This is a genomic window from Bifidobacterium animalis subsp. animalis ATCC 25527, assembly GCF_000260715.1.
Lineage (GTDB): Bacteria > Actinomycetota > Actinomycetes > Actinomycetales > Bifidobacteriaceae > Bifidobacterium > Bifidobacterium animalis.
Window position 1 is genome coordinate 571241 of record NC_017834.1, and the last position, 18676, is coordinate 589916.

General features: G+C 60.4%; 15 protein-coding genes and 1 tRNA gene. 12 read left to right on the forward strand and 4 right to left on the reverse strand.

Features of this window, described 5'->3' with window-relative positions; translation table 11 throughout:
* Window positions 1-30 precede the first annotated feature (30 nt).
* Window positions 31-567 carry a low molecular weight protein-tyrosine-phosphatase gene (locus BANAN_RS02400; RefSeq protein ID WP_014697358.1) on the forward strand — a complete coding sequence of 179 codons (537 nt, stop codon included), beginning with the start codon at window positions 31-33 and terminating at the stop codon, window positions 565-567.
* A gap of 98 nt (window positions 568-665) precedes the next feature.
* On the opposite strand, the gene galE is transcribed toward BANAN_RS02400, so the two are convergent.
* Window positions 666-1676 carry a UDP-glucose 4-epimerase GalE gene (gene galE, locus BANAN_RS02405; protein WP_014697359.1) on the reverse strand — a complete coding sequence of 337 codons (1011 nt, stop codon included), beginning with the start codon at window positions 1674-1676 and terminating at the stop codon, window positions 666-668.
* Window positions 1677-2012: 336 nt separating this feature from the next.
* Between galE and trmB the strand changes: the two genes are divergently transcribed.
* The gene (trmB, locus tag BANAN_RS02410; protein ID WP_014697360.1) at window positions 2013-2858 is read left to right on the forward strand and encodes a tRNA (guanosine(46)-N7)-methyltransferase TrmB; all 846 of its coding nucleotides are present in this window, start codon (window positions 2013-2015) and stop codon (window positions 2856-2858) included.
* A gap of 117 nt (window positions 2859-2975) precedes the next feature.
* Window positions 2976-3047: transfer RNA gene (locus BANAN_RS02415), tRNA-Glu, on the forward strand.
* A gap of 379 nt (window positions 3048-3426) precedes the next feature.
* Here the strand turns inward: BANAN_RS02415 and BANAN_RS02420 are convergent.
* Window positions 3427-4494 carry a YdcF family protein gene (locus tag BANAN_RS02420; RefSeq protein ID WP_014697361.1) on the reverse strand — a complete coding sequence of 356 codons (1068 nt, stop codon included), beginning with the start codon at window positions 4492-4494 and terminating at the stop codon, window positions 3427-3429.
* 146 nt (window positions 4495-4640) lie between these two features.
* On the opposite strand from BANAN_RS02420, the gene BANAN_RS02425 reads away from it, so the two are divergent.
* The 9 genes from BANAN_RS02425 to BANAN_RS02470 all read left to right on the forward strand — a co-directional run bounded on the left by BANAN_RS02425 (window position 4641) and on the right by BANAN_RS02470 (window position 17817).
* On the forward strand, window positions 4641-5636 hold the full coding sequence (locus tag BANAN_RS02425; protein WP_014697362.1) for a 5'-nucleotidase: 996 nt from the start codon (window positions 4641-4643) through the stop codon (window positions 5634-5636).
* Between the two features lie 253 nt (window positions 5637-5889).
* Window positions 5890-6315 (forward strand): BUD32 family EKC/KEOPS complex subunit, encoded by a 426-nt coding sequence (locus tag BANAN_RS02430; protein ID WP_237705835.1) that lies wholly within the window; start codon window positions 5890-5892, stop codon window positions 6313-6315.
* Between the two features lie 25 nt (window positions 6316-6340).
* Window positions 6341-7888 (forward strand): ATP-dependent nuclease, encoded by a 1548-nt coding sequence (locus BANAN_RS02435; protein WP_014697364.1) that lies wholly within the window; start codon window positions 6341-6343, stop codon window positions 7886-7888.
* Between the two features lie 133 nt (window positions 7889-8021).
* Window positions 8022-8981 (forward strand): cutinase family protein, encoded by a 960-nt coding sequence (locus BANAN_RS08180; protein WP_162178374.1) that lies wholly within the window; start codon window positions 8022-8024, stop codon window positions 8979-8981.
* Between the two features lie 91 nt (window positions 8982-9072).
* A complete protein-coding gene (locus tag BANAN_RS02450) occupies window positions 9073-10494 on the forward strand; it encodes a DUF2130 domain-containing protein (protein ID WP_014697366.1) in 1422 nt (473 codons plus the stop codon).
* Between the two features lie 226 nt (window positions 10495-10720).
* Window positions 10721-12295 (forward strand): DUF3375 domain-containing protein, encoded by a 1575-nt coding sequence (locus tag BANAN_RS02455; protein ID WP_014697367.1) that lies wholly within the window; start codon window positions 10721-10723, stop codon window positions 12293-12295.
* A 1-nt stretch (window position 12296) separates the two neighbouring features.
* The gene (locus BANAN_RS02460) at window positions 12297-13106 is read left to right on the forward strand and encodes a DUF4194 domain-containing protein (protein WP_014697368.1); all 810 of its coding nucleotides are present in this window, start codon (window positions 12297-12299) and stop codon (window positions 13104-13106) included.
* Window positions 13103-16600 (forward strand): ATP-binding protein, encoded by a 3498-nt coding sequence (locus tag BANAN_RS02465; RefSeq protein WP_014697369.1) that lies wholly within the window; start codon window positions 13103-13105, stop codon window positions 16598-16600. Before BANAN_RS02460 ends, BANAN_RS02465 begins: the two co-directional genes overlap by 4 nt.
* Window positions 16597-17817 carry a DUF3322 and DUF2220 domain-containing protein gene (locus BANAN_RS02470; RefSeq protein ID WP_014697370.1) on the forward strand — a complete coding sequence of 407 codons (1221 nt, stop codon included), beginning with the start codon at window positions 16597-16599 and terminating at the stop codon, window positions 17815-17817. Before BANAN_RS02465 ends, BANAN_RS02470 begins: the two co-directional genes overlap by 4 nt.
* Here BANAN_RS02470 and BANAN_RS08430 read toward each other — a convergent pair.
* Complete coding sequence (locus BANAN_RS08430; RefSeq protein ID WP_012619726.1) at window positions 17738-18115, reverse strand: hypothetical protein; 378 nt, start codon at window positions 18113-18115, stop codon at window positions 17738-17740. The genes BANAN_RS02470 and BANAN_RS08430 overlap by 80 nt on opposite strands.
* 69 nt (window positions 18116-18184) lie before the next feature.
* Entirely contained in the window at window positions 18185-18577 is a 393-nt protein-coding gene (locus tag BANAN_RS02480) for a DUF488 domain-containing protein (RefSeq protein ID WP_014697372.1), read from the reverse strand.
* Between the last annotated feature and the right edge of the window lie 99 nt (window positions 18578-18676).

Below are 18676 nucleotides of genomic sequence, written 5' to 3' on the forward strand. Positions count from 1 at the left end.
ACCAGAACACATGCGAGGGGAAAGAGACGAATGGGCACGAAACCGCAGCCATACACGGTGATGACCGTGTGCACCGGCAACATCTGCAGATCTCCAATGGCCGAGATTATTCTGCGCCACGAATTCGAGGAGCGCGGGCTTGGCGATCGGGTGCGCGTGGAATCCAGCGGTGTGAGCAGCGAAGAGCACGGCAACCCGATCGACCGCCGCGCCGTGAAAGTGCTGCGTGAGCATGGGTACGACATTCCGCCCGAACATTTCGCGCATCGCATCACCCCGAACGAGATCGCCGAGACGAACCTGTTCCTGCCCATGACTGCCTCGCATATGGGCGCGCTCATGCATATGCTGCCGTTGAGCAAGCGTTCGCATGTGTTCATGTATCGCAGTTTCGACCCGAACCTGCCAGATCCGCAGCCGGGACGTGAAAGCGACATCGATCTCGTCGACCCATGGTATGGGGGCCAGCGTGACTTCGAGATCGCCATCGACCAGATCGAGGAAGTCGCCCCATACATTGTCGACTATGTGGAGAAGCAGCTCGAGGCGCAGGACGCGACGAGGTAGGGGCATAAGCGTTCATTGCGCAGCATGGTCTGTACGATCTATGGAAAGGGCTCCGTTCCTGATGGAACGGAGCCCTTTCGCGTGCAGGATGGAATGCGTCAGTCGGTCTGCTTCCAGGTCTCCACGTCGATGTGGTGATCTGGGTTCGCCTGCCATGCGTTCCATGCGGATTCGACGATGTCTTCGACGTCGTACTTGGCATGCCAGCCCAGCTCGGTGTTGATGCGCTCAGGGGAGCCGATCAGATGCGGCGGATCGCCGGCACGACGGCCCATGACGGTCTCCTTGAACGGCAGGCCGGTGACCTTCTTCACCTCGTCCACGATCTGACGCACCGAGGTGCCCTCGCCAGTGCCCACATTGAACACATCGTACTTGCGCTCGTCACGATCGAGGTACTTCAATGCGGCGATGTGCGCATCGGCGAGATCGGAGACGTGAATGTAGTCGCGCACGCAGGTGCCGTCCGGAGTCGGGTAGTCGTCGCCGAAGATCGCCGGCGCCTTGCCCTGTGTGAGACGGTCGAAGAGCATCGGGATGAGGTTCAGGATGGCCGGGTCCTCGAGCTGGACGGGGCCGCAGCCGGCGACATTGAAGTAGCGCAGTCCGCAGAACCGAATGCCGTACGGCTGCTCACAGGCACGCGCCATCCATTCGCCGAACAGCTTGGTCTGGCCGTATGGGTTGATCGGAACCATCGGTTCGACGTCTTCGGGCACCACATCGACCGGCGGCACGCCGTAAGTGGCGGCGGACGAGGAGAAGACGAGCTTCTTCACGCCGGCTCCCTTCATGCCTTCGAGCACATTGAGCATACCGTTGATGTTCTGCTGGTAATACCACAGCGGCTTCTCCACGGATTCGCCGACCTGCTTGCGGGCTGCGAAGTGGATGACTGAGTCCACATTCTCGGCCTCCATGATCTCGGCAAGACGTTCGCCGGCTCCCGGTGCCGCGATGTCCATGCCGTAAAGGCGCGCGTTGCCGATGCGATCCGGCTTGCCGTAGCTCAGGTCGTCGACTACGACGACGTCTTCGCCGGCCTCGTGCAGTGCATGGACGACATGCGCGCCGATGTAGCCGCAGCCGCCTGTGACAAGAACAGTCATGTTAAGCCTTTCCTTACAGCTGGTATGAACAAAGGAATGGTAGAAATGTATTCGCAATGTTCATATATGTGCGTTTATAGTGTAACACCCGAACACTATCGAACACAAATCCGTCGTCGGTGTGTCGCTTGGCGAGCATGCCGGTTTCTGTTCGACTGTCGCGGGAAGGCAGCGCCCGCCGCCTTCCAGTCTAGAGGCCCTCCTGACGAATGTCGCCCGGCATAACGCATTATGGCGATATTCGCGCGCGACGGAGTGCGGTGGAACGGTGGGCGGTTTTGCCTGGGCGTGCGCTCGCTGGCCATTTCTCGGCTGTGTCAGGGTAGACTGAGCCGTATGACTGAGCAAAACAGGAATCTGGAGGAATCCGGCAACGGCGGCGCGGCGAACAATCCGCTTCACGGGCGCAAGGTGCTTTCGTTCGTGCGGCGTTCCGCGCGTCTCGATGCACGATTGCAACGGGCGCTCGACACCTATGCCGATGAGTACATCCTCTCCGATATCGCGCTGGCGGAGGGGAGTCTCGACCCGCGCGAAGGGTTCGTGTTCTCCCGGGACTATGTGCAAGGGCAGTGGGGGAACGGCAATCCGCTGACCGTGGAGATCGGCAGTGGTCAAGGCGAGAATGTGGTGGCCGCGGCCGCGGAGCATCCCGAGCGCAATTTCCTGGCGCTCGAGGTGTATGACCCTGGCGTCGCGCACACCGTGCTGCTGTCGGGCAAGCGTGGATTGCGGAATCTGCGGGTGGCCCAGATCAACGCGCCTGAGTTGTTCGCGGTGATGGAGCCCGGTGCGCTTGACGAGGTGTGGACGTTCTTCCCTGACCCATGGCCGAAGATGCGGCATCACAAGCGCAGGCTCGTGCAGCCCGAGCTTGCGCGCGACGTGCATGCGTCGCTTGGTGTCGACGGGGTGTGGCGCATCGCCACCGACATCGAGGACTATGCGTTGCATGTGCATGAGGTGATGGATGCACGGCGGGATTTCGAGAATCTCGGCACGCTGACGGTGAGCCTGCCCGTCGAGCATGTGGGCAAGGGCAATGCCGAATCGGCCGCCGCGCTTCCCCATGCCGATTTCATGGAGTCGGAGCGTTTCGATGGCCGTGTGCTCACGAATTTCGAAAGGAAGGGACTGGCCGCGGGGCGCGTGATCCACGATTTCGCATACCGTGCCGTGTGAGGTGTCTGATTGCTCGTGCGTCCTGCCGACTTTCGGGGCTGCGGGGCGCCATGCAAGGCCGACACGCCGAATTTGCGCTATGAATGGATTCGTGTACTATTAATCGAGTTGTCGAAAGCCCCCTTCGTCTAACGGTTAGGACACCAGACTTTCAATCTGACAACGAGAGTTCGACTCTCTCAGGGGGTACAAAGTAAAAGCCTTGGAGTTTCAACGATTCCAAGGCTTTTTATTATATTCCAAGGCTTTTTATTATCCGGTACCAACCCAGTAACAGCACGCCGAAGAAAAACACCAGATCACCGCCACAGCTCGAACACACTTCTTGTCACTTAACTTCGAATTCGACACTTACACTGCCAAAGCGTCGAATGTTTGGTCATCTGTTTGAGTTGTGGTATTCCTGTATACCTTGTACACCTTGGTTCTGCGTAAAAGGGGACATCTGAAGCAGCTATTTCCTCCCTTTTTACGTAAGGGAAGAGTAAGGGCGATTATTCTGTGTAAAAGGGGATGTCTGGGTGCCTGGTTGTGTCTCTATTTACGTCAGAGTAGTTGTCGAGATGTGTTACACGAGATGCTGGATCGCCTGCACGAGTCCGACGACGCCGCTGACCCAGAACGGCGTGAGCAGGAGGGCCAGTATGGCAATCTGCCATTTGCGCGTCATCGAAACATAGGCGATGAATTCGCGCAGCATCGCGTTCAGCGAGAAATACCAAGGGGTCTTCGAACCATAGCCGACGGCGTTCATCTGCAGTTTCTTCGATAGCAGCAGCGCGCGGAATACATGGTAGCCGGTGGAGACAATGGCCGTCTTCCCGTTTGGATCGGCGAACAGATTCCGTGAGAACAGCAGATTCTCGCGGGTGTTGCGTGAGCGCTCCTCGCAGATGGTGTTTGCCGGCTCTGCGCCGTGAGCGAGCGCCCATGCCTTCATTGCCACGCCTTCGGGAACGTCTTCGCCTGCGCCCTGGCCGCCGGAGAGGATGAGCCGCGCGTGCGGATCCTGCCGTTGGATTTCGATTCCCTTGGCGATGCGTTTTTGCAGCAGAGGGGGGACCGTCTCGCCGAAGAGCCCGGAACCGAGCACGACAATCTGTGAGATGTTCCTCGCTTTGCCGAAATGGATGAGATTGAGCGCGGAGGAGAGGCAGTAGATGGCGAGCTGGGCGGAGAAGTAGAACGTGCATGCGGAAAGCACGCCGAACACCCAGTTGACGGCGTCGTTGTGCACGCTCGCGACGATGGCCGGGAATACCAACAGGTCGAAGCAAATAAGCACGCCCAGCGCCAGCGACAGGCAATTGGCGGGGGAGAGGCCCTCGCGTCGCAGGAGTCGAATGCCTTCGGCGATGAGGAAGATGCCAAGGGCGAACGGAAACAGCAGCAATGCCACGGCGACGAGGGAGATGGCGATGAGCGCCAAGGTGCCGAGCAGGGAACCGGTGACATACTGAGATGCCGTCATGAGCAATACGATCGAGGTGGCCCCGATGCCGAGCAGCATGACGAAGGCGGAGAACCCGGACCACAACGAACGGCGGTTGAATGCCATGGTGAGCGCGAAGAATGTGACGCCAACGAGCAATGGGCACCATGTGAGCAGGGTTGTCATTGCGGAATCGGCTTGCATGGGGTCTCCTTATGAGTGGATGAGCGACTATCATATGATAGCCAAATTCGGGCTGTGCTGAGTCCAGTACGCGTCGCGGCGGGGAATGCCGGTGCGGCCGCCCGGCGGTGCATTACAATGATTGGATCGGACGAACGGGAGGCGATATGGGGCAGACGCTCGATAACAAGGCATTGGTAATAGGCGTCGCGTCGAGCGCATTGTTCGACCTGGGTGAGAGCGACCGGATCTTCCGCGAGGAGGGTGTTGAAGCCTACGAACGATATCAGAACGAGCATTTGGAAGAACCGTTCCGTCCTGGTGTCGCGTTCCCCTTCATTTCGAAATTGCTTGAGTTCAATTCGGTCTTCGACGGCGATGATCGGGGTGTGGAGGTGGTGGTGCTGTCGTGCAACAGTCCGCGCACCGGGTTGCGTGTGATGAACAGCATCGAGCATTACGGGCTCGACATCACTCGTTCGGTGTTCCGCAGTGGCATCTCGCCCTTCGAGTATATGAAGGCGTTCGACATGGCGCTGTTCCTCTCGGCGGATGATGCGGATGTGCGCGAGGCCGTGGCCGAGGGATTCCCAGCCGGCTGCGTGCTGCCGCTCAGTGGTTCCGGAAACCGCGGCGATGGAACCGCGGCGGAGGCGACGCATGTGCACGAGTCGGGCGAGGAGCTGCGTGTGGCCTTCGACTTCGATGGCGTGCTCGCGGGCGACTCGGCGGAGCGCGTGTTCCGTGAGGCTCAGGTGAGCGACCCGGCCAATGCGCTTGAGAAATACAACGAGCATGAGGCTGACCTGGCGAACAAGCCGATCGAGGAGGGGCCGCTCAAACGGTTGCTTGAGGGCATCAACATACTGCAGAATGCGGCACGTGAATACAAGGAGGCCAATCCGGCGGCCCAGACCCCGAACCTGCGCGTCGCGCTCGTGACGGCGCGGAGTGGCAAGGCGCAGAAACGGGCCGTGAACACGTTGGAGGACTGGGGGTTGACGGTCGACGACGCGTTCTTCCTCGGAGGCCTGAACAAGGCGCCCTTCCTCAACCGCATGCAGCCCGACATCTTCTTCGACGACCAGATGGGCAATCTCGACCGGTACACACTCTCCATACCCTCGGTGCACATCCCGTTCGGCGCGCGCAACGGGGAATAGGTCGACGACGGGTGGCTAGGCAGAACCGGGGGCGCTATGTGGTCACGCGGTGGATGATTGCGGGGCATCATAGAATTCACAATGTGCATGTTATGCTGGAACAATGCAACCAAATAAGACGCTGAGCGTGAACGGCGAGCCTTTCGAAGTGCTACGGCTGCTTGGGAAAGGAAAGGGCGGGTACTCTTTTCTCGTGCGTTCTCAATCGCATTCAAAAACCGAATACGTGCTCAAACAAATGCGCCATGAACCCATGCCATTCCTTCAGCCCAACGACAAAGTGCAGGTGGAGATTCGCGATTACCGCCGACTGCGCGAGCTCGGCATACGGTTGCCGGCGATGCTTGACATCGACATCGCCAAGGAGCGCATTCTCAAGGAATACATCGACGGGCCCACGGTCTTCGATCTGGTGCTCACCGACCAGATGGACGACTCCTATGTGGAACAGGTGCGTGAGATGGCCAAGCGCTTGCAATCCCACCGTCTGAACATCGATTACTTCCCGACGAATTTCGTGGTGGAAAACGGGCTGGTGTACTATATAGACTTCGAATGCGCCGCCTACACACGCGAACGCAGCTTCGACGGCTGGGGCGTCACCTACTGGTCGAAGACCCCTGAATTCCTGCGGTTCGTGGCCGCGCATGCACCGCATGCACCCGCTGCGGCGCAATGACATGATTTCAAGGAATCGGTGGCCCATGAGACTGACCTCGCTGAGCATTGCGAACCACAGCCGCGTCACCGATTTCCGAATCGACGTCCGTCGGCATCTCGTGCTGGTGGGTACGAATGAATCAGGCAAATCCTCCATTCTGCGGTGCCTCGATCTTGTGTTGGGCAAGTCGACCGCCGACCTGTATGCCACGGTCACTGCGGCGGATATTCGCGAGCTGCAGCTGCCGTTCACCATTGCCGTCGAGCTGGAGAACGACGGCATGCACACTTGCATGCGCTTCGAGGCCGCGCTCGATGCCGATGGCGAGACCGTGCACATCTCGCGCACAATGGGAGACGATGGACACGCCGTGACCGCGGCCGATCTGGCGCGGATCGGCTGGGTGTACCTTTCCGATTCCTTCCCGCCGAACCGTGAGACCCAGCATGAGATTGTCGACGAACTGCTCGAAACCGTGCAACTTGAGCAGGAGGAAGCCATATTCGAGGCGGTCGCAGACCAGTACGCGCGCCTGCTGGACTCCTCGCCGGCCCTTCTCGCATTGCGCAAACGCATCGCCGACGCGCTCACGTCGGCGCTTCCGATGCGTTGCAATCCGAACAATCTCGTGTTCGTGCCGGGTTCCAAACTCAACCGCAATCCGTTCAGCGACGTGCACCTGCAATTGCGCATGCACGGCAAGCAGCGTGGCCTATGGGAGCAATCAGGAGGCCTGCGGTCGATCTACACCGTTGCCTTGTATGATCTGCTCGACGAGCACGTGCATATCGTCGGTCTCGACGAGCCCGAGACGCATCTGCATCCGACGAGCCAGCGAAATCTGGCGCGATTGCTCAAGGAGGGGGCGAGCCAGAAGATCCTCGCCACGCACTCGCCCGACATCATCGGCGAATTCGAGCCCGACCAGATCGTCGTCGTGCGCGCGAACGGCGGCGTGGTCCAACCCCGGCGCGATTTCCTGAGCGAAGACGACAAGCTGCTTCTGCATATGTGGGTGCGTGATCGGCTCGAACCGCTCACCGCCGAGCATGTAATTGTGGTGGAAGGCGTGACGGATCGCGCGCTCGTCGAACATTGCGCCAATGTGACCGGGCGTAATCTCGATGCCCACGGCGTCGTGCTGCTCGAAGCAGGCGGTTGCCGTGAGATGCCCGCATGGCAGCGGGTGTTCGGCGAACACGGCTTCCGCGTGCCGCTCACGCAGCTCGTTGACGAGGATGCCCAGGGCGATCTCGCACACCAGTACCACGTACGGGCCGGCGAACTTGAATCCAAGCGTGTGTTCGTCTCACACGTCGATCTCGAAGCTGAGTACATTCGCGCGCTGGGGGTTGATCTCGCATACGAAGCGCTTTCACAAAGCGATCTGTTCCGCCCGGCGGAGACGAAGTCGTTGCGCACGGCACGCCAGCAGGGGACGCTGAATGAGGGCATGCTCGCAGATTTCTGCCGCATGCGCGCGAACAAGACGCGTGCCGTGCTTGCTGTACTGTCCCGCATCAGCGCGAAACGGGCTCGTAGGATCGACAGTGTGCAAAGACTGCTCACTTCGGTGATCGGTCTGGCATGAGCCCCTCCCCAGACGATTGTGAATGTCGGCGTTCGCTATGGCATTCCACAGCCGTCGCTTGACAGTGACACGTCGAATTGCCAGTATGTTCGATACGACTCGAATATGCTGGCAATCTCAATATGGAGTGGGTATGGGTTCTCGAACGATCGGAACACGGTGCAGATCACTGTTGGCTGCCGTGGGTGCGTTGACGTTGTGCGTGGCGCTGGGGGCGTGCGGTGCGAGGCATGACGAGCGCGCTGCGGAAGGCGGATCGCAGGCCGCTGCCTCGCCCACACCCTCGCAGACCGCTCAGGAACGCACGCGCGGCACGGACTCGCTGCTTTCCGCCGATCTGATCGAACAGATTCGCCAACTGGACGGCAACCCGGATCCACAGACCACGCGTTCGGTGTTCGCCGGCATTCTCTTCAACGGTCCGGGTCATGAGAGCCCGGGCGCTCCGGGGGCGTGGGGCGACTCCGGATGCGACGCGAACAAGCCGGTGCGCGTGATCACCGTGCGCGGTACGAACGAGCAACTCGACGGCGGCATGCTGGGGCCGCTCGCACAGCAGATCGCCAGTGCGTTCCCGGGTCGCATTCAAGTGACACCATTGGAGTATGCGGCAAGCGTGGAGCCCGGAACGCAGGCGGACGGCGTGAATCTGCTCATCAGCACCCTCAATGGGCAGGCCGAGCAGTGCCCGGCGCAGCGCACCGTGCTGCTCGGGTACTCGCAGGGAGCGATGGTGGTGGGGGACGCGCTGAGCGCGCCCGATGTGCGGCCGAACGAAGACAACGGGTATACGCTCAGTGACCGGGCCTCGGAGAACGTCATTGCGGCGGAATTGTTCGGCGACCCGCGCTTCAACAGCGAAACATCGTATGACGTCGGCGATTTCACCAAGGGCACGAACGGTGTGATGGGAGCCCGCGGCCCGCACGAGCTCGACCGATATGCCTCGCGTACACAGAGCTATTGCAATTACGATGACCTGATCTGCCAGACGTATGGGTCGCGCAAGGGGCACCGCGAATACGCGACGAACGGCTTGCGCGACCAGGCGGCCGAATATGCGATTGGGCGCATACGCGCCGTGCTGCGGTGAATCGTCGCATGCGCATGCACATGCGCAATATATGGCGGGCGCATGTTCGTGAAATATCATGGAATACATATCGATGCACGGAAAGGGAGCCATGGCAGGCCATGAGATCAAGTGCCCGCATTGCGGCGAATCGTTCACCATCGACGAGGCGGGCTACGCCGACATCGTGCAGCAGGTGCGGGGGCAGGAATTCGGCCGCGAACTCGAATCACGCCTGAAGCTGGCCGAAGACGACAAGGCGAAGGCGGTCGAGCTCGCACGGCAGAAGGCGAACAGCGAGCTGCAGCAGGCGAAGGCGAGCAAGGACGCCGAGATTAGTGAACTCAAAGCACAGCTGGCGGCATTCGAGGACCGTCAGAAACTCGCGGTGTCCGAAGCGGTGGGCGATGTGGAGAAGGAACGCGACGAGCTTCGCCACGAGGTGGAACGGCTGAAATCGGATGCCGAATCGGAGCGGGAGCTGGCCAAGGCGAATCTGGAGGCCGAGAAGGCGAAAGCGGCGGCCGAGAAGGACGTGCGGATCCAACAGCTGCAGTCGCAACTCGACAATGCGCAGACCTCGAAGCAGCTCGAGATCGCCGAGCAGGTGAGCAAGGTCGAACGTGAGCGCGACCGGCTGCGTGGTGAACTCGACACGGCGAAGATGCAGCAGGAACTCGAGCTCAAGTCGGTGCGGGAGCAATACGAGGTGCAGCTGCGTGACCGGGAAGACGAGATCGAGCGTCTGCGCGATTTCAAAACGCGGCTCTCCACGAAGATGGTGGGCGAATCGCTGGAACGGCACTGTCAGGACGAATTCAACAAAGTGCGCATGGGTTCGTTCCCGAACGCATACTTCGAAAAGGACAACGATGCGCGAACCGGCAGCAAGGGCGATTTCATCTTCCGTGATTACGACGGACCGGAGGATGACGAGGGTCGCACCGAGTTCATCTCGATCATGTTCGAGATGAAGAACGAGAACGAGACGACCGCCACGAAGCACAGGAACGAGGACTTCTTCAAGGAGCTCGACAAAGACAGGCGCGAGAAGGGCTGCGAATATGCGGTGCTCGTGTCGATGCTCGAAGAGGACAGCGACCTGTACAACCAGGGGATCGTCGACGTCTCGTACCGCTACCCGAAGATGTACGTGATTCGCCCCCAGTACTTCATCCAGATGATCACGCTGTTGCGCAACGCGGCACGCGGCACCCTGGAATACAGGCGCGAACTGGCCGAGATGCGCGCCCAGAACATCGACATCACGAACTTCGAAGACAAGCTCAACGAATTCAAGAACGGATTCGAACGCAATTACGAGCTCGCCTCGAAAAAGTTCCAGACCGTGATCGACGAGATCGACAAGTCGATCGACCACCTGCAGAAGACGAAGAAGGCATTGCTCGGCTCCGAAGACAACCTGAGGATCGCGAACAAGAAGGTGCAGGAGGTGACGGTGCGCCGCTTGACATACAAGAATCCGACGATGCAGGAGAAATTCAAGCAGGCGCGTGCGGGCCAAGGTGAGTGAATCCCGCAGATGTGCCAGCAGGCGCGGAACCGAAGCCAGATTCAGGTTCCACGTCGTCGACCAACGCGGGGATCCCACTGCGGAACACTGCTGCAGTGGTCGTTGTAACTGTGTGAATGGTTGAAATGGCAGTTTTTGTGGAAGATTGTGGTCGTTGTAACCATGACGTGTGTGTATACCGACTCCTTGCCGGCCGGTAGAATGGCGGGAGGAAAGGAACGGCGGTATGGCGGATGTGCGGAGTGAATTGGCCCAGTTGAGGCCGGTGTATGAGACCGGCGTGCTGCGCATGCTACTGCACAAGTATTCCGATATCTACATCGCCATGCTGCGCGCCTGCTTCGACCCGCTCACTGCAGAAGTCCCGCAGGAGCGACTGCTGGCGCGCATGCGCGAGGCGATCGGCGAGCTCGCCGCCGATGGCACCTACACCCCGCGCGAGGGCGAGGACGACATGATGGCGGCCCGGCGCATACTCAAGGAGCTCAAAGCCGAGGATGCCGGCGACTATGCGTGGGTGGCCGATTCGATTGACCGCCGCCAGCACAGGCTCATGTGCCGCCTGACCCAACGTGCCCATAGAGCCATCGAGGCATTGGCGACGCTTCAGCAACGCACAGTGTCGCTGTCCGGTGCGCAGGTGAATTCGATCATCATGGAGATCGAGAGCGCGCGCAAACAACTCACCGTGAATGTGGAGGAGCGCATTGAGCTGCTCGAACGTGAGATCGACGAACGGCAGCACCAGATCGACAATCTCAAGGCGCATGGCATTGGGCGGCGGCCCACTCGCGAGCAGGTGTCCGACATCATCAACGTCGTGTACAACACGCTGCGCGGGGTGCCTGTCGATTTGCGCGAATTGGTGATCACCGAGCGCGACAATGGCGATGCGTTGCGCCGGCGCATCGACGACGGCTCGATGAGCAGCAACGACATGCTCACGTTCTACCACGAGGAATACGAGCGCACGTACCGGCTCAGCGACGAGGGACGCCGCTTCAACGATGCATTCCAGGTGATGTATGCCCCGCAGAGCCGCGAGGAGCTCAACGAGGCGCTGCAAGACATCTCGAACAGCGAATGGCTGCATGGCGAGGCCGACGACCTCATGAGCGTGGTCAATCGGGAGTTCGAAGACATCTACGACGGCATAGACGATGTGCGTCACCAGATTCGTGTGACCGACGAAAGCGTGAAGCTTCTGGTGAGGCAGCAGACCGACATGCAGTTCCGCACGATGTCTCGTCAGCTCGCGAAGCTGTTCACCCAGTTGGGTGAGTCGGTGCATGCGAAAGGCCGCTACGACATTGGCACGGCGACCACCTCGTTGCTCACATTGCCGACCCGTGCGCGTGAAACACCCGTGAAAACCGCGGCTCCCAAACTGCAGATGCAGGTGGACGACGGCATCGCACAGGTCGATCTCAATGGCATCGTTGCGGCCGGCGGCCCACGCATCCACCATATGATCGAATTGGTGGCCGCGCACCCGGTGCTCATCGACGATGCCGGCGGTGCGCTCGCCGATTCCGTTGTCGACATCGCAGCCAGTTTCAACGAACTTGCCGCCGACGAGCGCCGTGAGAGCGAAATCGTGGGCTTCCTGAGCTACTTGGGTTCCGCGTCGCCTACCGATGCCGCTGGCAATAGCGATGGCGGCCAGATTCCCGTGCCCCGCGAGAGTCTGTGGCATTGCGTGACCACCGACGGTTGGACTCGCGTATGGCGCACCTGTGCGCTGTTCGTGCCCGGGCAGGTGCTGAAGGATTTTCTCGACGATACCATGGTGGAGGACTGATATGGCGATGGACGACAGCACCGGGCAGGGAATTGCCGGCGATGCCAATCTGGGCATGGTCTCGAAGGTGCTCAGTGACGAGTATGAGGAAGGTGTGGCCGACGAGGCCGGCATGGCCGATCTGGCCAATGTGCATGCACTGTTCGATGGTGACATCGGTGACATGCCCGCACCCGCCCGTGAGGCCGCGATTGCGTTGAAACGCAACAGGTCGATCAGCGGCGACATGTACCACCAGGCACTCGACTATATGGACCACGTGCGGCGTTCGCTCAACAACGACATGCTCGTGCCGGTCATCGACACCTACTATGAGGTGATGTATGCGGAGCCGATCGCTGCCGATGAATACGGCATACGATCGCTCAAGACCCGTGTCAGCCTGAGTGCCCGTGAGGCGGTGATGCTGGCTTCGCTGCGGCGCAAGGTGCTCGACTACGAGAATGTGGGCGCCGCGGCCGCCGATTGGCTCATTTCGAAGGAGGAGATTGTCAACACGATGTCCACCGGCGCGGGCCCGCTTGCCGGCCGCAATTCGGAGGAGGCGGTGCAGGCGCAGGTGGACCGCCTAATCGGCAGTGCGAAGAACAACGGCTTCCTGGCGCCTGTCGAAGACGACGAAGGCATGTATGTGATCACCAAACTCGTGCCCGTGGTGCTCAATCCGGAGCGCATCGCCGCATGGCTCGGCGCGGACGACGCATCGACCGCACAGCCCGAACCGGATGGAACAGGTGACGATTCCGACGGCTCCGGGCATACCGACCAAGACGAATACCCCGAAGATGACGATATGGAGGCGCTGTTTTGAGCGAGACTTCCGACATCTATGCCTCGATTGAACTCATGCCGCCGCATTGGGCGCTCGCCTCGCGGCAATTGGTGAATTGGGGTTCCTATGACGGCTACCATGTATTCGAACCCTCCACCGCCGGCGACGATACGGTGACGTTGCTCACCGGCCAGAGCGAATCGGGAAAATCCACACTCGTCGACGCGCAGGTCTCGTTGCTCTACCCGGCGAATGCCGTATTCAACAAGGCCTCGAACGCCGGACGCTCCGATCGCAGCGACTACTCATACCTGTTGGGACTGAGGGGAATCCGCAGCAACAACGGGCACGATGAGCCGGTTTACCTGCGCGGGCGCAGCGGGAAGGGCGAGCCGTACGCGGTCTGGGGTGCGATCGTCGACCACTATGTCGACACCGCCAACAGCGGCGCGTTATGGATTGCCAAGTTCATGTATCTGCCTGCGGAGGGCACGTCGGAGAGCATGGTGAAGCTCTATGTGGTCTCCAGCTATGCAATCGACCCGCGGCTCATGGATGCACATCGCGAGGAGCGCTTCTCGGTGCCGCTGATCAAGCAGGTGTACCCGGGCGTCACCGTGTACAACTACGCGAAGCAGTTCCACGAAGACATCTGGAAACGATTCGGCCTCACTGAGTCCGCGTGCCGTCTGCTCCACCGCATGCAGGCCTCCGATGCGCCCTCCCAGCTCGATGACATCTTCCGCAAAGGTGTGCTCAATGAGCCGCGCGCCGTTGAGTTCGGCAAGCTCGCCATCGACGATTACGAACAGTTCGCCGAGAATTTCTCGAGTATGGAGCGTACGCGTAAGCGGGTGCGGCAACTGGAGGCGATCGCCTCCGAGTTCGCCGAGTATGAGTCCGCCGAACGTGGTGTGCGCGAGCTTTCCGCCATCGCCCCCCAGCAGGGCGATAGCGCACGGATTCGCACCCAATGGCTTGACGATCGCATTCATGCCGACATCACCGAAGTACTGCCCGAATATGAGCAGTATGCCACGGAGTGCAGTGCCAGTGCACAGGCCGCCAAAGAGCGGGCGGAGCAGATGCGGGAACAGGTCGACTCGCTCAATAGGCAGCTTCAGGGTATGGGAGGCGACGAGATAGGCCGCCTGGAAGACCGCATTCGCGATGCACAGCGGCGCCAACGCGAAGTGTTGGGACGCAGGGAGCTGTTGGCCTCCCGATTCAGTGCCTCTGGCGAAGCATTGCCGGAAAGTCGCGGGCAGTGGGATGCATTGGTGGCCGAATACACGCAACTCGAATCGGAATACCAGCAGCGTAAAACCGAATTGCACGGGTTGCAGTACCCATTGATCGACGCCCAGAAGAAAGCCGAACAGCGAATCAAGGCACTCGAGAAGGACTTGGAACGCAAACGCCAGTCGAAGACGCGCATCTCCAGCGATATGGACGAGGCCCGCAATATGATTGCGCGCGCCACCGGCCTGAGCCCGCAGGAGCTGCCTTATGCGGCGGAGCTCATGGACGTGGGCGAGGAGAACGAGGAGTGGCGCACCGCCATGAACGTGGCATACCGGTCGCTCGCAACGGTGATTCTGGTCGACAGTCGCCATGAGAACGGCTTCGCAGCGAAAGTCTCGCAGATTTCCCAGGAGGCGCTCCCACGACGCAACTGGCGGTTCGTCGACACGAGCGTCCATGTGGAGGCTGAGGAGCGTGAAGGGTGGCTGTCGAGCAAGCTCACGTTCAACGTGGAATCTCCGTTCGTCGATTGGCTTCGTGCCCGGGTGACCGAGGCACGGTACGACGCATGGTGCGTGGAGGCGATCGACGACACCAATGAGACGACGCGCCAGGTGCAGCGTGACGGACAGATCAAGGAAGGTCGGAAGGGCAGCCACGGCACCAAGAACATGCCTGCCGTCATCGGATTCGTCACCGATGCCTATCTGCGCGATCTGGAGGCAGACATTGCCGAGGCGCACAAGACGCGGGATGCCGCAACTCGCGATCTCGAACAGTACGACGTGCAACTCAACGCGCTTGAGCAACGCCATAGTCTGGCCCAGACGCTGCAGGACCATGCATGGAACGACATAGATGCATACGGTGTGGAAGAGGAAATCGCCAGCCTCCAACAACGCGTCGACGAACTCGAGCAGAACCCCGAACTGGCACAGCTCAATGCCACGCTGAAAGTCCAGCAGCAGGAAATGGCCAAGGCGAACAGTGCATGCTATGCCGCGGAAGACAAACTCAAGCGGGCGAATGCGGCGGTGAGGTCGACCCGGCAGTGGCTGGAAGCGTATGACCGGCGCACGCAATCCGTGGAACGCCGGCATTTGAACGAGGCATGCGGTCGGCTGCTTGAACAGGGATATCTGGCATACTTCGGCGAGAGCACACAATCGGCGAACGAACGAATGGGCAGAATACTCGGTTTGGACGGGCAATCCGGCACCTCACTGGGCGGCCATGTACGCGAGAACGAGGCCTGCGCCAAACACGTACGCGAACTGCTCGGCACACTCGCCCAAACCGTAGGCAGGCAGGTGAAGGAACTGGCTACACAGCGCGACAACCGGAAACAGTCATGCGAGGCAAGCATGCGCTCGTACCTCGACCAATATGCGTCAGGCGACGAACGAGTGAGCGCCGACGTGGAGAACGAGCGGTACTTCAGGAAAGACCTGGAGGAGCTCAAACCAGGGGTGATCGGCGACGAGGCGACGAACGTGGAATACATGAACTCGCTCGACAAGATGCTCCAGGACCTCGTGCAGTTGCAGACGATGCTCAAACTTGACCAGCAGAGGATCACCGAACAGATCGGCAAAATCAACCATCTGCTTGAACGGTACCCATTCGGTGCGCGAGGCGGTAGGCTGTCGATCGTCGTGCAGGTGCACAGGCCCGATGCGAAGTTCACCACGGCACTCACCGGGCAAATCGGCCGCATCAATGCGTTCAAGGCAAACGACGAGCATGACGTGGAGAGGTGCCGAAAGCTGTTCGCCGGCCTTGCGGGACTCATCGAGATGTTGCGCGGCAGCTTCGACGAATATGCGGGCAACGGACGTGGTAACGCGAACCTCGACCCACGCAAACGCTCACGGTTCTTCGGGTCGGTGACGAACCCGGATGGCGTGGTGGAATCGATCAACTCCACCGGCGGCGGATCGGGCGGCTACTTGCAGGAGCTCACGTCGTTCGCCTACGGCGCGGCGCTCATGTACCTGCTCGCCAACGACAACGCAACCGAACCCTCGTATGCCACCGTCTTCCTCGACGAGGCGCTCATCAAAGCCGACGGCCAGTACACGCGCCGCGCATTGAGCGTGCTGCCGGGACTCGGCTTCCAAGTGATCGTTTCGGCACCGGAATCGAAGACCGGCGAGATCATGGGTTCGGCTTCGAAGGTCATTGTGGCACACAAGGACCAGGCCAGCGGCAGGACGACGCTGATGCAGGGAGATCTGCTGGGGGACGCTGATGGCGATGAGTCTTCGATGGGGGAGCGGTCCGAGTGACGGATACGGCGACACTCAAGACTCCGGCGGATGTGCGCGGCGATGTGGCGCGCATTGTACAGCGCGAGTTGTTCGCCGACGAGAGTCCATGGCCGCGCACGATTCGCATTCCGTGGCCCAAGGAGACGCAGCTCGTCGCCGATGTGGCCGGCGTGCACGCGGCGAATAATGCGCTGAAGGAGTTCGCGGCACGATTCGGCTGCCGGACCGACTTCATCTCGCGCAAAATGGGCACGGCCGTGCCGCTTGTCGCGTATATCCATGTGCCTGACGAGGCCACGGCGCTCGCCATTGCGGGGCCTACGCTGCGACGCCCTCGCGAACAGGCGTTGGCCAGAGCGGCGCAGCTCGAGCAACGATGCCATGTCGACCATGCGCTCGCCATGGATGTGGTACGCAGGTTGAACAACGAATCCGACGTCGATTTCGGGTTGTTCGTCGAAGCCGCGCAGTGGTTCGGCCGGCATTGGGCCGAAGTGCCGGGGCTCACCGCTCGTGAGATCCCCTTGCCCGGGTTTTCGGCGAAATGGTTGGCAGGTTCACGATCCCACAGGCGCGCGGCGATCTGTACAGTGCTCGGTGTGCATCGGATGCCGCTGCGGGAACGCCCGGGCGAGGTGCGGTACCGGTACATGGACCAACGGTTCGCCGCCGAGCCCGACCGTGTGGCGACCTCGGTGCAGTGCGTTCCCGAACGCCCCGTCTCGCTGGCCGTCATTGTGGAGAACAAAGACACCTACCAAGCCATGGGCCCCATTGACGGAGCCGTATGTGTGTTCGGCGCCGGATTCGCCGTGAACCGGGTACCCGAACTGCTGCCTTGGCTTGCCAATGATGCGGTGCGTGTTGTGTATTGGGGTGACATCGATGCTGCGGGATTTGAGATTCTCAGTGGACTGCGGGCTTCGGGGGTCGCTTGTGAGAGCATATTGATGGATCGCATGACCTATGCCGAATACGAGCGTTTCGGCACGACGAGGGATGCGATGAGCCATGAGATTCGCTGCGGCGAACCGAAGCATGGGCTGCATCTCAGTTCGGAGGAGTATTCGCTGTATCGTGACCTGTGCACAGGCGAACTTGCCGTGCCGCGCATCGAGCAGGAACGCATTCCGATCGCTGAATTCATGCGCTTGATCAGCGCAGGCCGGAGCGATGGAAGTGACGGTGCAAGAGCCGACCAATGCCATAACCAATCGCCGCGCACACCAAAGTGATGCCGCCATACAGTGCGAATACGTCGATACCACGCGTCGCTGAAGCGAGTATGGCGATTTCGACGGCCGCTGCGGCGAGTCCGAGCCAGTACCCATGCACCGAACCTGCCGTGGCGGTCGCGGTTGCCGCGAGCGCCAGCACCGGGAACACGAACATGAGCATGAATCCCGTGATGAATCCATATTGGTCGGTGCATCGCAGCACGATGGCGATCAACATGCCGATGCCGAGGATGATCCACCCGATGGTCATAAGCAGGCGACTGGTGCCACGATTCGCATCAGTGTGCTCCGTCATACTGGAAGTCCCCTGTTTGTGGAGTGTGCGGAACTCATTCCATCATATCGGATCGGAGGAGCGGGCGGTTCATTGAACCTTCTGGCGCTCCTCGACGTAGTCGCGTAGAATGCGTGCATGGTTCACGAGCGGGTCACGCGCGCCATACACGAAAGTGACCACCGGATGCTCGGCAAGGATCTGTTCGAGCTGCTCCACTGCGGGATTGGCGTCGAGTTCACGCCGGTAGCTTTCGGCGAATTCCAGAATCGTGTTGGGATTGTGGTTCCATGCCTTGCGTAAGTCGGTGCTCGGGGCGATCTGCTTCATCCACAGATCCAGATGTTCCTTCGCCTTCGACATGCCACGTGGCCATAGGCGATCGACGAGAATGCGGTATCCGTCATCCGGCTCGGCCGGTGCATATGCGCGTTTGAGTTGAATCATTGCCATGACACACAGTGTATGCCGCTTCGAATGCATGGGCGATTGTTATACGACGGACTGAATGCGTGTGTCGTATGCGATGGCCCGCCAGGATGCCGTTCTTGTTCTATTGCCCAGCAGATTCATTGGCGCCGT

Excerpts from the sequence above, each read along its gene's own strand:
- BANAN_RS02400 (WP_014697358.1), top strand. The coding sequence starts at position 31 with ATGGGCACGAAACCGCAGCCATACACGGTGATGACCGTGTGCACCGGC.
- galE (WP_014697359.1), bottom strand. The coding sequence starts at position 1,676 with ATGACTGTTCTTGTCACAGGCGGCTGCGGCTACATCGGCGCGCATGTC.
- trmB (WP_014697360.1), top strand. The coding sequence starts at position 2,013 with ATGACTGAGCAAAACAGGAATCTGGAGGAATCCGGCAACGGCGGCGCG.
- BANAN_RS02420 (WP_014697361.1), bottom strand. The coding sequence starts at position 4,494 with ATGCAAGCCGATTCCGCAATGACAACCCTGCTCACATGGTGCCCATTG.
- BANAN_RS02425 (WP_014697362.1), top strand. The coding sequence starts at position 4,641 with ATGGGGCAGACGCTCGATAACAAGGCATTGGTAATAGGCGTCGCGTCG.
- BANAN_RS02430 (WP_237705835.1), top strand. The coding sequence starts at position 5,890 with ATGCCATTCCTTCAGCCCAACGACAAAGTGCAGGTGGAGATTCGCGAT.
- BANAN_RS02435 (WP_014697364.1), top strand. The coding sequence starts at position 6,341 with ATGAGACTGACCTCGCTGAGCATTGCGAACCACAGCCGCGTCACCGAT.
- BANAN_RS08180 (WP_162178374.1), top strand. The coding sequence starts at position 8,022 with ATGGGTTCTCGAACGATCGGAACACGGTGCAGATCACTGTTGGCTGCC.
- BANAN_RS02450 (WP_014697366.1), top strand. The coding sequence starts at position 9,073 with ATGGCAGGCCATGAGATCAAGTGCCCGCATTGCGGCGAATCGTTCACC.
- BANAN_RS02455 (WP_014697367.1), top strand. The coding sequence starts at position 10,721 with ATGGCGGATGTGCGGAGTGAATTGGCCCAGTTGAGGCCGGTGTATGAG.
- BANAN_RS02460 (WP_014697368.1), top strand. The coding sequence starts at position 12,297 with ATGGCGATGGACGACAGCACCGGGCAGGGAATTGCCGGCGATGCCAAT.
- BANAN_RS08430 (WP_012619726.1), bottom strand. The coding sequence starts at position 18,115 with ATGACGGAGCACACTGATGCGAATCGTGGCACCAGTCGCCTGCTTATG.
- BANAN_RS02480 (WP_014697372.1), bottom strand. The coding sequence starts at position 18,577 with ATGCATTCGAAGCGGCATACACTGTGTGTCATGGCAATGATTCAACTC.